Source organism: Mycobacterium triplex, assembly GCF_000689255.1.
Taxonomy (GTDB): domain Bacteria; phylum Actinomycetota; class Actinomycetes; order Mycobacteriales; family Mycobacteriaceae; genus Mycobacterium; species Mycobacterium triplex.
Genome location: NZ_HG964446.1, coordinates 5,093,758 through 5,108,726, shown reverse-complemented (window position 1 = coordinate 5,108,726; position 14,969 = coordinate 5,093,758). Strand labels below are relative to the sequence as shown.

The 14,969-nt window shown below is 63.2% G+C and carries 14 protein-coding genes; 11 read left to right on the top strand and 3 right to left on the bottom strand.

Going from position 1 to position 14,969, the window contains the following annotated elements; translation table 11 throughout:
• Positions 1 to 574: 574 nt before the first annotated feature.
• The 10 genes from BN973_RS23575 to BN973_RS23530 all read left to right on the top strand — a co-directional run bounded on the left by BN973_RS23575 (position 575) and on the right by BN973_RS23530 (position 11,890).
• Entirely contained in the window at positions 575 to 1,372 is a 798-nt protein-coding gene (locus BN973_RS23575; protein WP_232232137.1) for an MlaE family ABC transporter permease, read from the top strand.
• Positions 1,369 to 2,232, top strand: a complete 864-nt coding sequence (locus tag BN973_RS23570) for an ABC transporter permease (RefSeq protein ID WP_036471119.1) — start codon at positions 1,369 to 1,371, stop codon at positions 2,230 to 2,232. Before BN973_RS23575 ends, BN973_RS23570 begins: the two co-directional genes overlap by 4 nt.
• A gap of 5 nt (positions 2,233 to 2,237) precedes the next feature.
• Positions 2,238 to 3,650, top strand: coding sequence for an MCE family protein (locus tag BN973_RS23565; protein ID WP_036471118.1), 1,413 nt, complete (start codon positions 2,238 to 2,240; stop codon positions 3,648 to 3,650).
• Positions 3,651 to 3,683: 33 nt separating this feature from the next.
• On the top strand, positions 3,684 to 4,712 hold the full coding sequence (locus tag BN973_RS23560; protein ID WP_051641459.1) for an MCE family protein: 1,029 nt from the start codon (positions 3,684 to 3,686) through the stop codon (positions 4,710 to 4,712).
• Positions 4,713 to 4,738: 26 nt separating this feature from the next.
• Complete coding sequence (locus tag BN973_RS23555) at positions 4,739 to 6,136, top strand: MCE family protein (RefSeq protein WP_036472967.1); 1,398 nt, start codon at positions 4,739 to 4,741, stop codon at positions 6,134 to 6,136.
• Positions 6,133 to 7,527 carry an MCE family protein gene (locus tag BN973_RS23550; protein WP_051641458.1) on the top strand — a complete coding sequence of 465 codons (1,395 nt, stop codon included), beginning with the start codon at positions 6,133 to 6,135 and terminating at the stop codon, positions 7,525 to 7,527. Before BN973_RS23555 ends, BN973_RS23550 begins: the two co-directional genes overlap by 4 nt.
• Before the next feature lie 50 nt (positions 7,528 to 7,577).
• Positions 7,578 to 8,684, top strand: a complete 1,107-nt coding sequence (locus BN973_RS23545) for an MCE family protein (protein ID WP_036472965.1) — start codon at positions 7,578 to 7,580, stop codon at positions 8,682 to 8,684.
• A gap of 1 nt (position 8,685) precedes the next feature.
• The gene (locus BN973_RS23540) at positions 8,686 to 10,197 is read left to right on the top strand and encodes an MCE family protein (RefSeq protein ID WP_036471116.1); all 1,512 of its coding nucleotides are present in this window, start codon (positions 8,686 to 8,688) and stop codon (positions 10,195 to 10,197) included.
• 86 nt (positions 10,198 to 10,283) lie between these two features.
• Positions 10,284 to 10,895, top strand: coding sequence for a mammalian cell entry protein (locus BN973_RS23535; protein ID WP_330981746.1), 612 nt, complete (start codon positions 10,284 to 10,286; stop codon positions 10,893 to 10,895).
• Between the two features lie 446 nt (positions 10,896 to 11,341).
• A complete protein-coding gene (locus tag BN973_RS23530) occupies positions 11,342 to 11,890 on the top strand; it encodes a hypothetical protein (protein WP_232232227.1) in 549 nt (182 codons plus the stop codon).
• Positions 11,891 to 11,892: 2 nt separating this feature from the next.
• Here BN973_RS23530 and BN973_RS23525 read toward each other — a convergent pair whose 3' ends face one another.
• On the bottom strand, positions 11,893 to 12,204 hold the full coding sequence (locus BN973_RS23525; protein ID WP_051641457.1) for a hypothetical protein: 312 nt from the start codon (positions 12,202 to 12,204) through the stop codon (positions 11,893 to 11,895).
• Between the two features lie 238 nt (positions 12,205 to 12,442).
• A complete protein-coding gene (locus BN973_RS23520; RefSeq protein WP_036471114.1) occupies positions 12,443 to 12,955 on the bottom strand; it encodes a CAP domain-containing protein in 513 nt (170 codons plus the stop codon).
• A 277-nt stretch (positions 12,956 to 13,232) separates the two neighbouring features.
• Between BN973_RS23520 and BN973_RS23515 the strand changes: the two genes are divergently transcribed.
• Positions 13,233 to 13,658: a lipoprotein LpqH gene (locus BN973_RS23515; protein ID WP_051641456.1), complete on the top strand. Its 426-nt coding sequence runs from the start codon at positions 13,233 to 13,235 to the stop codon at positions 13,656 to 13,658.
• A gap of 31 nt (positions 13,659 to 13,689) precedes the next feature.
• Here the strand turns inward: BN973_RS23515 and BN973_RS23510 are convergent, their stop codons facing one another.
• On the bottom strand, positions 13,690 to 14,577 hold the full coding sequence (locus tag BN973_RS23510; RefSeq protein ID WP_084163651.1) for an alpha/beta hydrolase-fold protein: 888 nt from the start codon (positions 14,575 to 14,577) through the stop codon (positions 13,690 to 13,692).
• Positions 14,578 to 14,969 lie beyond the last annotated feature (392 nt).

Genomic DNA, 14,969 nt, shown 5'->3' with positions numbered 1-14,969 from the left:
AAACCCAGTGCCGGGAAGACCCTTGGGTCTACTGCCAACGACCAGCACGGACACCGTGTCGCTGGTCTCGCTGGCGGGGCCAGTAGCAGCTGAGACACTGCGCGCAACGGCTTCGTCCAGTCTTTAATTTCGATAAAATATTGGTAAAGCAACACTATATTTAGAGGCGGCTGCGCCCGGGCGGGCAGGCGTCCGGAATTCCCCGAAAAACGCGCCAATGTCTAAGCAACCCAGGCGAAGTCGACTGACGCCCGGCAGCGACGAAGGCCGTTGGCACGTGTTTTGAGACGACAAGGACAGAAAAGTATTGACTTGAGACTGGTTGCTGCATAATGTGGTCCCGCACACATCAGACTCAGAGTGTGGTCCGGCACGCATCACCTCGAACCTGGAACGTCGCACGAGGGAGATGGATACGGATGGGGGAGATTGACATCGCGCCAGGAGCGTCTTCCCATCCGGCGACCGCGCGGCGGGCCTGTGTGACGGCGACACAAAGCCCGCTTTCGTCCTGCCGCGCCGAGTTCGCGCCGGCCGGTCCGGACGGCACCGAGCAAACCAGGAGGGATTGTTAGTGGTCTCGAATGCCCCTCTGGTCGGGCTGGCCAAGAAGCCGCTGAACAAACCGGTTCGCGAAGTTGGCAGCTTTATCGCATTGACGATGGACACGTTGGTCCAGGCACTCCGGCCCCCGTTCTTCTGGCGCGAGGTCATCGAGCAGTGCTGGTTTATCGCCCGGGTCGCGACCTTCCCGGCGATCGCACAATCGATTGCCTTCAACGGTATGGTCGTGTTCCTCTTTGGCGTCGCGACCGTGTCGTTCGGTGCGGGCGACGTGATCGGCGCGGCCTCGGGGCTGGCGACGGTATCGCAGATCGGCCCGGTAACCACCGTGTTCGTGCTGAGTGGCGCCGCGGCCACGGCGATGTGCGCCGATTTGGGTTCCCGAACCATTCGCGAAGAGATCGACGCAATGCGGGTCCTGGGCATCGATCCGGTTCATCGACTGGTGGTGCCCCGGGTGACCGCCCTACTCATCGCCGGCAATCTGATCAATGCCGTCGTGGTCATCGCGGGGCTGAGCGCGGACTACATGTTCGCGGTTTACGCACTTAACGGCAACCCTGGGGCGTTTGCGTCGAGCCTCACGTTGCTCACCAACGGCCCTACCGTCGTGGTCAGCTTCGTCAAGGCCTCCGTTTTCGGGGTGCTCGCCGGATTGATCGCCTGTTATAAGGGAATGTCTGCCGGCGGCGGCCCGCAGGGTGTCGGAAACGCGGTCAACGAGACCGTGGTGTTCACGTTCATGGCGCTGCTGATCGCGAACATCATCATCAGCGTCGTCACCGCGACACAGACGTTGGCGACATGACCGCCGAGGCAAAGACCGTGGTGAGCGCCCGGTATCCGCGGCTGGCCCGCACCGCGCGGGAATGGGCCGGCGGCTGGACTCGCCTCGGTGAGCAAATGGAGTTCTACGTCAAAGCCCTCGTCGCCATTCGCAGCACCATTGTCAAATACAAATCGGAAACATTGCGTGTCGTTTCCGAGATGAGCTTGGGCGTAGGTGCGCTTGCCCTGATCGGCGGCGAGGTTGTGATCCTCGCCGTGTTGACCGGCAGCGCGGCGGCCATCGTCGGCATCTTCGGCTACATTCAGGCCAGCAGCATCGGCGTCGGCGCTATCGCGGGATTCTTCTCCGCGTATGCCAATGTGCGCCTGCAGCTTCCGCTCATTGTTGCCAACGGTCTCGCGGCCACGATCGGCGCGGGTGCGACCGCGCAACTTGGCGCGATGCGGATCAGCGAGGAGATCGACGCGCTGGAGGTCATCGGCATCCGTTCCATCCCCTACCTGGTGACCACCCGTGTGCTGGGTGGCCTGCTCGTGGTTCCGCCGTTGTACTGCATCACCTTTGTCGGATCGGTCTTTACGACTCGAAGCATCGTGCTGCTCACCTACCACCAGGGAGCCGGCGGCTTCGACCACTACTTCAATACCTTCCTGCTGCCCAGGGACGTCTTGGTGTCGGGGCTCGAGTGCACCGTTCAGGCGGTGATCGTCATGCTGATCCACACGTATTACGGCTACACCGCCTCGGGCGGGCCCGCCGGTGTCGGCGACGCGGTGGGGCGCGCGGTGCGGGCGTCCATCGGTGTGTCGATCACGCTTACCTTCGTGCTGTCCCTGGTTCTCTACGGGCAGTCCGGCGACTTCCACCTGTCGGGTTAACGGCGATGAAAAAGACACGTGTGGTGCATCCGGGTTGGTATGCGCTGATTCTGGTCGCGTTGGTGGTCGCGGCAATTCCGTTGTGCGTGATGGCCTTTAAGAGGGACTTCGTCGACTATGCCAACGTGACACTGGTGTCCGATCGGGCCGGTCTGGTGATGGACGTCAATGCGGTCGTCAAGTATCGCGGTGTGGAAGTCGGCCGGGTCGCATCGATCGACCCAAAAAATGGCGCGACTCTCGGGCTGGAGCTGAATCCCAGCCAGCTCAGGTACATTCCGGCCAACGTCGAAGCCCAGATCAGTTCGCCGACCGTCTTCGGCGCCAAATACGTCGACCTGCGCCCCCCGCCCGACCCGAGCCGCAAACGCCTCCAGTCGGGGGCCGTGCTGACCACTAACAAGGTGAGCATCGAATCGAACTCGGTCCTCAAGGATCTGGTAAGCGTGCTCAACCAGATCGATCCTGCCAAGATCAACGCGGTGGTATCGGCGTTGGCGGAAGGGTTTCGCGGTAAGGGCGAAGCCATCGGCCAGGCCATCACCGACTTCAATCAGGTGCTGATGGCGGTCAATCCCCGCAGCGAGTTGCTTCGGGCCGACTGGCGCGCGTTCGGCGGGTTCAGCGATACCTACGCGGGCGCGGCGCAGAGTCTGGTGACCGTGCTGGACGCCGGGGCCCAGGACAGCGCCGTCATCACCAGGCAATCTGAAGACCTTGACTTCGCACTGGTCACGCTCACCGGGCTCGGCAAGAGCGGTGGCAAACTGTTCGACGAGAACAACACGGCCAACCTCATCCATCTGATCAAGGAACTCGAGCCGACGACGCGGTTGTTGATGAAATACAACCCCGAACTCACCTGCACGTTCCTCGGCGCCAAGCTCGTCATGGATCGCGGCTACGCCGATGCCTTCACGTTCAACGGGCGGTCCTTCCTCGCCGATGCCGGCCTGCTCTTCGGCGACGATGCCTACAGATATCCGGAAAATCTTCCCGTCATCGACATCAAGGGCGGTCCCGGCGGAACGCCGAGCTGCGGTTCGTTGCCCGACGTCGAGAAGAACTTCCCGCAGCGATACCTGATCACCAACTCCGGGTTCGGGCCAGGCATCGACGTGCGCCCGAATCCGGGCATCGGATTCCCTGGGTATGCCGTCTATTCGCCCAGCACCCGGGGCACACCCCTGCCGCCGACCCTGAAGGACGAGGGCGGCCCGGCGCCGGGCCCCGTGCCCTATCCCGGGGCGCCCCCCTACGGTGCGCCGCGGTATGCGCCGGACGGCACACCCCTGTATCCGGGTCTGCCGCCGGCCCCGCCCGCCGGCCGGCCGCGAGACCCGGGCATGGGCAAACCGCCGGCTGGTTCCGAGCCATTCGTGCCGCCCTATCCAGGAACACCGGCCAAACCCCGCTAGCGCACCCCGACCCGCGTCCGAGAAAGGCGAACATTGCGCGAGAACTTCCGAGGCATACTGGTGCGGTTTGCCATCTATGCCACCGTATGTTCGTTGGGCATCGCTTTGCTGCTTGCCGTTTTCGGCCAATTCCGTTTTGAGGAGTCGAACAACTACAACGCGGTGTTCGCCAACATATCGGGGCTTCGCGAAAACAATTTCGTGCGGATCGCCGGCGTCGAGGTCGGTAAGGTCAAAGCAATTGCCGTGCAGCCCGATTCGACGGTGCGAGTTGAATTCTCCGCGGACAAGTCGGTGATGCTCACCGAGGGGAGCAGGGCGGTTGTCCGGTACGACGACCTCTTCGGGGGCAGATTCCTCGCGCTGGAGGAAGGTGCGGGGGGCGTCAAGAAACTCGAACCGGGGGGGACCATCCCGCTGAGCCGGACGCAGCCGGCGCTGGATCTGGACGCGTTGATCGGGGGCTTACGGCCCCTGTTCCGTTCCCTCGACCCCGATCAGGTGAATGCGCTCAGCGGTCAGTTGATTCAGGCATTGCAGGGCCAGGGGGCGACGATCGGATCGGTGCTGAGTCAGGCTGCGTCCGTCACCGGGACCCTGGCCGATCGCGACCGGCTATTCGGAGAGCTGATCGCGAACCTGAACACAGTGCTCGCGTCGGCCGGTGACCAGGACAAGCAGGTCGCCAAGGCGGTGGACTCGCTATCGACGCTCATCCAAACGCTCAGTGCTCGAAGGAACGACCTCGCGAACGGTTTGAAGGGCGCCGCGAGGCTCTTCAAGGCGGGTAACGACGTTTTGGAGGGGGCCCGCGCTCCACTCAAATCAGTGGTGGATGAGGGGGGCCGCGTCGCCGGAACCATCATGGCCGACAAGGACTTCGTCGACAACCTGATCAACACGTTGCCCGACGACTACCGGATCATCGGTCGGGAGGGCCTGTACGGCGACTTCTTCACGTTCTATCTCTGCGACGCGATATTGAAGGTGAACGGCAAGAACGGCCAGCCGACCTACATCACGCTGGCCAGTCAGCGTTCGGGGAGGTGCACACCGAAATGATCCGTGCATACCGGCGCCTGTTCGAGATGAAGCAGTTCTCTGAGCGCAACCCCTACAAAATCGGAATCATCGGTATGGCCGCCGTGGCGCTGGCGGTATTGATTTCGCTGAATTACGACAAGTTGACCTTCCTTACCGGCGACAAGGAATACTCGGCGTACTTCGCTGAGGCCGGCGGGTTGGAGACCAACAGCATCGTGGAAGTCTCGGGCGCCCGCGTCGGGCGGGTGTCGTGGGTCGGCCTGGACGGACCCAAGGTGTTGGTCAAGTTCCGCATTCCCGGCGACATACGCCTCGGCGACCGCACCGAGGCCGCGGTCAAATTGAAGACCCTGCTGGGTAGCAAGCTCGTCGAGCTCACCCCGCGAGGCGACCGTCCGCTCACCGGGCCGATACCGCTGGAGCGCACCACGCCGGCCTATCAACTGCCCGATGTGCTGGGCGACCTGTCGAAGACGGTCGCCAAGCTGAACACCGACCAGCTGTCGACCGCGCTCTCCGTGGTGGCCAACGAATTCAGTGGGACCCCACCGCAAGTCAAGGCTGCGGCCGAGGGAGTGGCCCGGTTCGCCCAGACGTTGGACGAGCGCGACAGAGAGCTTCGGAATCTGCTGAGCAACGCCGCAAAAGTGACCAAGGTCCTGGGCGAGCGCAGCGAGCAGATAGTCAACCTCGTCGGCGACACCAATTTGCTGCTGGCTCGGCTCAAAGCCGAGGACCGCTACCTGGACAGGGTCTTCAACGACAACAGCAACATCGTCCGGGTGTTGATGGGAATCATCGACGACAACCACGCGACATTGAAACCCACGCTGGAGAAACTCAACGGGGTGCTAGGGCTGCTCAACAACCGCAAGGCGCGCATCCAGGAGGCGCTCAAAGGTTTGAACAGCTTCGCGCTCGCGCTGGGCGAAGCCGTGGCTTCGGGCCCGTTCTTCAAGGCATACCTGGTGAACCTGTTGCCGGGCCAATTCGTCCAACCGTTCATCGATTCCGCCTTCTCCGACCTCGGGTTGGATCCCGCGACCATGCTGCCCTCGCAGCTCACTGATCCACAGACCGGACAGCCGGCCATGCCACCCTTGCCGATGCCGTACCCGCGGACCGGTCAGGGCGGCGACCCGCGCCTGAACATTCCCGACGCCATCACCGGCAACCCCGGTGACCTGCCGTGCAGCGTCCCGGGCCGACCGGGAGCCCCCGGCTGTTATCCGCTTCGGCCCGAACCCCCGGCGCCGGCGCCGGGCGGGCCGCCGCCGGGGCCGCCGGCACTGGGACCGGGGCCGGGCAACGCCTCGGTGGGCCCGGTCGAGCAGCCTGCGCCCGGCCAAATACCGCCGAACCAGGGGCCAGTGCTCGCGCCGTCTGAATCCTTCGGTCCTCGGCCGGGTCCCGCGCAACCGGGTCAGGGAGGTCAACAGTGAAATCCAGCAAGTCGCGAATCATCTTGGCCTCGGCGGTGGTGTTGGCGCTCATCGCCGGGGTGGCCACCTGGGCGTGGTGGCCGAGCGACCGCACCAATGTCGTCGGATACTTCGAAAACGCCAACGGCATCTTCGTCGGCGACGACGTCGTGATCCTCGGCGTCGCCGTCGGCAAGATCGAGAAGATCGAACCGCAGCCCGACCGCGTCAAGGTCTCGTTCTGGTACGACTCGAAGTACAAAGTGCCCGCCGACGCCAAAGCGGTGGTGCTGTCGCCGTCACTGGTGACAGTCCGGGCCCTTCAATTGACACCCGTCTACACGGGCGGCCCCGCGATGACCAACGGCACCGTGCTGCCGCTGGCTCGTACCGCCGTCCCGGTCGAGTGGGACGATCTGCGTGCGCAGCTCGAGAAGCTCACCGACGTCCTACAACCCACCCAACCCGGTGGGGTCAGCACGTTGGGCGAATTCATCGACACCGCGGCCAGCAACCTTCGCGGCCAGGGCGCCGACATCCGAGAGGCGATAATCCATCTGTCCCAGGCGGTTTCGGCGCTTGCCGACCACAGCGGCGATTTGTTCGGATCGTTCAAGAACCTGGCGGCACTGGTGCACGCGCTGCGTGACAGCGGCGGACTGCTTCGCCAACTCAACCAAAACCTGAACGCGGTGTCGGCGGCGTTGGCCGACAACGAGATTGGCGCGTACATGAAGGTGCTCAACGACAACCTCGACCCGATCATCGACTTCCTCAATGAGCATCGTGAGACGCTGGGCGTCACGTCGGACAAGCTGGCGGAGTTGACCGATGCATTGGTGCAGAGTCTCGACGACGTAAAGCAGGCGCTGCATGTGGGGCCCAACGTGTTTCAGAACGTTTTGAACATCTATCAGCCGTCACAACTCGCATTCACCGGCGCGCTGGCGTTGCAGAACTTTGCCAATCCGCTGCAGTTCTTGTGTTCGGCGGTGCAGGCGGCATCGAGGCTGGGCGCCGAGCAGTCGGCCAAGCTCTGCGTCCAATACATGGCTCCCATCATCAAGAACCGTCAGGTCAATTTCCTGCCGCTGGGCTTCAACCCATTCGTCGGGGAATCAGCGCGCCCCAACGAGGTCACCTACAGCGAGGACTGGTTGCGGCCGGACTACATTCCGCCGTCGGGGCCGCCGCCCACGGAGGCGTTCCGTAAGGTGCCGGATCCCGAGGGGCCGCTGCCGCCGGCGAATGAGATTTTCAACTTCTTCGGCAACGGGATGATCAACACGAACGCGCCCTATGTACCGGCCAAACCGGCAAACCCGCTTCCGGTCGATCCGGCCAGCGGCCTGCGTTCAATGATGTTGCCCAGCGTCGTGGAAAATATGGGCGACGTTGGAGGTGGGCAGTGAGGCCGGACACCTGGCGCCCCTGGCGCAGTTGTGGCGTGCTGCTCCTCGTCATGCTGGCCGTCGCCACGGCTTCGGGTTGTGGTGCGCTGCGGGGCTTCCGCGGCGCAAACTCGCTTCCGCTGCCCGGCAGGGCGGGGGAAGGGGAGGGGTCCTACACCATCCAGGCGCAGATGCCGGATGTGCAGAATCTCAAAGAGAACTCCCGAGTGGAGCTCAACAATGTGGTGATCGGCAACGTGGCCAAAGTCGAACGTCAGGGCTGGCATGCGCTGGTCACCATGAAGATCGAACCCAACGTCAAACTGCCAGCAAATGCGACGGCGACGATCGGTCAGACCAGCCTGCTCGGCACATTGCATATCGAACTCGCGCCGCCGCCCGGTGTCGCGCCGGAGGGCCGGTTGCATGACGGATCCGTGATTCCGTTGTCGTCAGCCAGCGGCTACCCGACCACCGAGCAGTCGTTGGGCGCGCTGTCGCTGGTGCTCAACGGTGGCGGCTTGGGCCAGCTGCAAGACATCACCCGGGCGTTGAGCACCGCGTTCACCGGTCGTGAACAAGATCTGAGAAACCTGATCGGACAGCTGGATAAGTTCACCGCTTACCTCGACGATCAAAAAAATGACATCATCCGCGCGTTGGACAGCTTCAACAACTTGGTCGGCCAGTTCGCCGAACACAAGCCGGTTCTCGATAGGGCGCTGAAGACCATTCCGGATGCGTTAGCTGTCCTGAATAACGAGAAGGACAAACTTGGCGAGGCCCTCGATCAATTCGGCGGCGCCAGCAATCCCGGTTCGGACGTCCTCGAACAATCCAGGGAAAACCTGATCAAGGAACTCGGCGATCTTGGCCCGGTGTTGAAATCGCTGGCCAACTCCGGCATCGCGCTGACCCGCAGCCTGGACTACCTCACGGTGCCGCTGTTCTCGAAACCGCCAGTGGCCAAATGGATCCGGGGTGATTACGGGAACTTGACGGCGATCATCGACTTGACGCTGAGCCGCATCGATTCGTCATTCTTCACCGGTACCCGATGGGAAGGTAACCTCACCGAACTCGAGTTGCAGTGGGGCCGCACCCTCGGGGTGATGCCCAGCCCCTACACCGCGCGCAACCCGCTCGTTGCGCCCTACCAGTTCAACCAGGGGCCGTAAAATGCGATTGAGTCGGCGAACGATTATCACCCTGGCGATTTTCTCCGTGATTTCCATCGCCTCGGCGGGGCTGGTTGGCCTGTATTACGCCCACTTGCCGGCGGTGTATTTGGGCATCGGCCGGTACACGGTGAAGGTGCAGTTGGAGCGGGCCGGGGAGCTGTATCGCGCCGGCAACGTCACCTACCGGGGTGTAGAGGTCGGCAAGGTATCCAAAGTGCAGCTGTCCGACTCCGGGGTCGAGGCGGTGCTGTCGCTGGACTCGGATGTCAAGATCCCCGCCGATCTGACCGCGAGCGTGCACAGCGCCTCGGCGATCGGTGAGCAGTACGTGGATCTGGTGCCGCGCAGCGGCAAGGGGCCGATGCTCAAAAACGGCGACGTGATCCCGCAGGATCGCACCACGATTCCGCCGAACATCAACTCGCTGCTGTTGGCGGCTACGCGCGGCCTGAACGCGATCCCGCGCGGCAATCTCAAGACGGTGGTCGACGAGTCCTATACCGCGGTGGGGGGACTCGGGCCGGAACTGTCCCGATTCATCGGCGGCGGCGCCACCTTGGCCACCGATGCCCGCAAGAACCTGGACGCGATCCTGACCCTGATCGACGAGCCGAAGCCGCTGCTGGACAGCCAGATCGATTCCGCGGATTCGATTCAGGGCTGGGCCGCGCACTTGGCTCACATCACCAAAGACATTCAGACCGCCGATCAAAATGGCAGCAACTTCTCGGGGTGGCTTCGCAAGATCGGACCGACATTCGACACGATCCGCGAGTTGATCGACCGGGTGGAGCCGACGCTTCCGGGTGCGGTATCCAACCTGGACAAAGTCGGCGATGTGGGGCTTACCTACCGCGACAACCTGGAGGCTTTGCTGGTCCAGCTGCCGCAGATTGTTGCTGACGCCCAGGCGATCCAGCTTCCCGACAAGGATCTCAAGAGTCCGTATCGGGGTCTGCAACTGGATTTCAACCTGAACCTGAACTGGCCGCCCGCGTGTACCACCGGGTTCTTCCCGGTGCAGCAGCAGCGTTCGGCGGTGTTCGAGGACACCCCGCCGCGGCCGCCCGGTTTGGTGTATTGCCGGATACCGCAGGATTCGCACTTCAACGCGGTGCGCGGCGCACGGAACTACCCATGTGAGACGCGGCCCGGCAAGCGGGCTGCGACGGTCAAACAGTGCGAAAGCGACGAGCCGTATATTCCGCTCAACGACGGCTACAACTGGAAGGGCGATCCGAACGCGACGTTGACCGGACAGGGTGTTCCACAGTTTGATCCGGGGGAGCCGATTCCCCCGGGATTCCCCGGGGGGCCGCCGGCTCCGCAGGGACCAGCGCCAGCGGCTTCGCTGGGGCAGGCGCCGCCGATCGCGGCAGCCGAATTTGATCCGGCCACCGGGGAGTATGTTGGTCCGGACGGGCAAAGGTACAAGCAGCCCACGCTGGCTGGGGGTGCCGGCAAGGAGCGAACATGGCAGCAAATGCTGACACACCCGACGGGGAATTGAACAAGGCAGCGGGGAAAGCACCCTCATCCGAATCGACGGAACCAACCGAAGACGGCTCACCAGCGTCCCCAACGGACAGCGAGTCGATGCCAGCCCCGGAACCTGACGAGATCGATGGCGACGTCGACGAGGCCGAGGACTACGACGCCGCGGTCGAGGATGACGCCAGTGACGACGACGCCGGTGCGGACGATGCGGCGCCGGCCAAGCGGCGCATGCCGCCGTTGCGGTTGGCCGCGATCGCCGGGGCGGCCATCATCGTCGCATTGGCGGCCACCGTCGGGTGGCTCGGCTTCCGCTCGTATCAGTCGCATCAGGCAGAAGCGCAGCGCCAGATGTTTCTTCAGATCGGACGGCAGTGCGCGCTGAACCTGACCACGATTGATTGGCAGCATGCCGACGGAGACGTCCAGCGAGTTCTGGACTCGGCAACGGGTCAGTTCTACGACCAATTCTCCAAGCGCAAGCAGCCTTTCATCGATGTGCTCAAGAAGGCGCAGTCCAAGTCGGTGGGAACAATCACCGAAGCGGGTGTGGAGTCGGAGTCGGGCGACAAAGCGCAGATCCTGGTCGCCGTGTCCATCAAGACGACGAATCTCGGCGTGGAAGATCCGGCGCCGCGGCAGTGGCGAATGCGAATCACGGTGGAAAAGTCCGGTAGCGAGACCAAGATCTCCAACGTCGCCTTTGTCCCATGACCAAGCCGAAATCCGAGAAACCAGAAGAGGGATCAGCCGCTGTGGGGGTTCAAACCGACGCGCAACGCAAGCAGGCCTCCGCGAAGGCGAAGGCGACCGAGCCGGTCGAAAGCGATCGCGAAAACACCGAGAACCCGGTAGACGCTGAGGATCTCGGCGAGGCCGACGTCATCAACCCGAAACGGGAAGACGGCGAGCAGAGTCCGGAAACCGTCAAACCGAGTGAGCCCAAACGCCGAATCGGGCGGCTGCGGGCACGTGCGCGCAGCGTCGTGGGACGACGCGGTCCGGAAGCTGCCGTCGATGCGGGCGACAAAGCGCAGTCCGTTAGCGCCGACGACGAATCCGCCCAACCGGCTGAGGAATCAGCCGACGACGCGGCGGACAATACTTTGGACGACCCAGACCTCTTGGAGGCCTTGGACAGTGCCGAGGTCGAGGCCGCATTGTCCGACGATGCTGACGTCGAAGAAACGGTCGACGAGGCCGAGTCGACAAAGCTCAAACGCCGCATCAGGTGGCCGCAAGTGGTGGTGTACGGGTTGCTTCCCGCTCTGGCGCTGGTTTTGGCCGGGGCCGCAGGCTTTTTGAAGTGGCAGGACTCGTCGGCGCGCGAGACGCAGCTTGCACGCATCGAATCACTGGCGGCCGCAAAGGATTCCACGATCGCGTTGCTGTCGTACAAGTCCGACACCGTGGAAAAGGACTTGGAAGGCGCCAAGAGTCGGATGACGGGTGCGTTCAAGGATTCCTACTCCCAGTTGATCAACGATGTGGTGATTCCCGGTGCGAAGAAGCAGCACATCTCAACAACGGCCACCGTGCCCGCTGCGGCATCGGTTTCGGCGACTCCCAATCACGCGGTGGCTTTGCTCTTCGTCAACCAGACGGCCGTCGTGGACAAGAGTCCGCCCACCGACTCCGTGTCGAGTGTGCGAGTGACCCTGGACAAGATCGATGGACGCTGGTTGATCGCCGGATTCGATCCGGTGTAGATCTACAAAGTCACGCGTGACGGCGCGATGTCCTGGCAAACTGTCGAGGGCTTGGCCGGGCTGTCACTGCCCTCCAGGATGTCCGCGCATCCCAGGCCCTTGACGACGTACGTCGCCCCGGGCCGGTAGGGGTAGTAGACCACCGCGGGCTGCGGGTCGTATCCCGAACCGCACTGCCCGGCCGACTCATCACCGACGACGGATAGGCACACGGTGGTCTCGGTATGGGCGTGCAGTGTGCACGCTCCGGCGTGCACCGTTGCCATCACTTGATTCACGCCCGAGTTGTTGACCACTTTCGGTCCCTCGAGCACGAACGAACATTGACCGCTTCCTCCGGGCGGGGACGCCGCCGAAGAGCCCGCGAAACACAGCCCCATAGGCCAAATCGCAAGGGACGCCACCAATGCGCCGAATGACCGAATCATCAGATCAGCGTAACGCAGAGCACGTTTTTTAACGACTGTGAAATTTCGAGGTCAAACAACACCGGGGCCAGATAAGCCCTTTCCTCATTCGGGGAGCTGCGCCCGGCTGATGGACCGCGTGCGCTTAGCCTGGCTGACCGTAGACAGCGACTAACACGCTGCGGTCCGGGCTGTTCACCGATCGCACGCCGATTTGGGTGTTGGCGCAATTGGACATGATCGCGAAGTAGTCGGGGCGGTAATACCAATTGCCCAGGATGTCAATGCCATTGATCGACACCGACGGCAGGATGGCCACCGTTTCGGCCACCGTGCCCCGGTAGCCCGCCGCCTGGGCGCGGGCCTGCACCGTCGATCCGTCCGAGCCGATGTCACCGTCCAGGGCCCGGTTGTTGAGGACATCCTCAGCGTGGCGCTGCGCCGCCAGCTCGAGCGCCGGGTTGTTCTTCAAGTCGGTCGTGCAGCCGGCCTGGCGTTTGATGCTGTAGACGCTTTGGGCGATCCCGTTGTTGAGCCGATTGTTGTCCGCGTTTGCTAACGGCGCGGGGGTGGCGATGCCCAGCGCAACGATAGCGGCACTAAACATGGCCAAGGGTCGCGGCGCCGCGGTGTGTCGAGCGAGATCGCTGACCGTCATAACTTGCGATCATTTCACAGTTGATGCGGCAAATCCACGGGTGGGACCGCCTTGTCTGCTGGCATCGAAACATGTTCCGCCACGTGCCCACTGCCGGATGTGGCGCCCGTTCGGGATCTGCCCCAATCTCTCATCGAACCATAATTGACGCGTGATTAAAATCTGTCCGAAATTCTGAACCTTGGCGTCCTAAAATGCTTGTGGCTACCCGCCGGGGGCCGATACACTTCAGGCACGATCCGCGAAGAGGGGGATTGCCGTGACGAATAGGGTTGCGTTGGTTGCTGCGGCCGCGTTGGTGGTCGGCGGCAGCGCAGGCTGCTCGTCGAAAGCGCTCGCCGAGCAAGCGCCGGGAACGCTGCCCCCTGGCGCCGCGCAGGTCACCATCGACGGCAACGAGCTCCCTAGGATCCAGTCCGTACAGTGCCCGCCGCCAGAGCGGCACCTGAGGACCATCATCGCGGGCAATGACGAGTCGGGCGCAACGGTGATGGTGTCCAACGCGGGGAAGCTCAACGTCGAATTTATCCGGATCCGCAATCTCAACGGCTTTTCCGGTGACTACAACCGTGGCCTGGCGGCCAGTGACGCCAGCATCGCACTGAACGACAACACGTACCAGATTGCCGGTACCGCAGTGGGTTACGGTCCTGACTCGCCCGAGCGTACGACGACGAGATTCACAATCAAGGTGTCGTGCTGACCCGCCAGCGCCCCTGGTGACGTTGCCGCGGCTACCTGATGTTCGAGGTCAGGTCGCTGGACATAGCGCCCAGCTGCTGGCTCCATGTGCCCCAGTCGTTACCGCCGCCTGCTCCCAAATCGAAGTGTCCATTGTGGCCGCCGGCAGCACGATAGCTGGCGTAGAAATCGCGGCAGGTGCTCTGCCAGATATCCGGGTACGCGCCCACTGCCCCGCCGTCGCTTGGACTCCCGGCTGCCGGGCTGTACACCCATAACCGGGTGTTCTGGTCCACCAGACGCATCACATGCACATTGGGCGAATGCCACTGCCACCGGCCAAACTGGGGAGCCCCCCACATGTTCACGGGGTCGACGCCGCCGTCAGTCTTCAGCACATTCGTGATAGCACCGTTGACCCCGGTCCGTTCGGGGGCGAGCACCCCGGACAACGATCCGCCATAGCGAAATCGGTCGGGGTGAAACGTAGCGAGCGCCAACGCGGCATACCCGCCTTGCGCGGCTCCAACGGCGCCGTGCCCGCCGGGAGCCAATCCTCTGTTGGCCGCTAGCCAGTCGGGCAGCTCACTGGACAGGAACGTATCCCACTGCTTGCTGCGGTCCTGGTCCCAATCGGTATACATGCTGTAGGCCCCGTCAGCTGGCGCAACCACTGAGATGCCTTTACCCGCAAGCGTATTCATCGCGTTTCCGGCCGTGACCCAGTTGCTCACACCCGGTGCGGCGTTGAACGCGTCCAGCAGGTAAACCGCATGCGGGCCGCCGCTCAAGAACGCCACCGGTATGTCGCGACCCATCGCCGCCGACGGCACCATAAGGGATTCGAAGTTCGGGGCTGCCTTGACAGTAGCGGTGGAACCGGCTGTCGTCGTGATGCTCCACAGCGCGACGGTGAGGATGACAGCGCTGACAACCCGCATCGACAAAGCTTTCACATCAACCCCATTCGTCTACCGCTACACCAAATACGGCAATGCAATTAGCATTTGCCAAACAGTCAACCACTGTTCGCTGCTGCGCGGCAAGATCCGTGCCTGACCGGCTGGCAAGGATGGTCCGACAATGTCATGTCGCGTCATGTCGCGTCATGTCGCGTCATGTCGCCTGGCCACCGGTGAGGCGGCGTCGGGAAATCTTGCCCGCCTGCGGTGCGGACCGGCGTGACGATATGCCACACGCCGGTGGGATTGTCGGTGACTGGCGAACGGTCATTTGCCCGGATGACCAGATCCGCCCGGTCGTCGTACGGCGCGACTCGGGAAGGGATAGCCCGCTGTCCGACCGCTACTACGCCGGCTCCACGCCTCAAAAC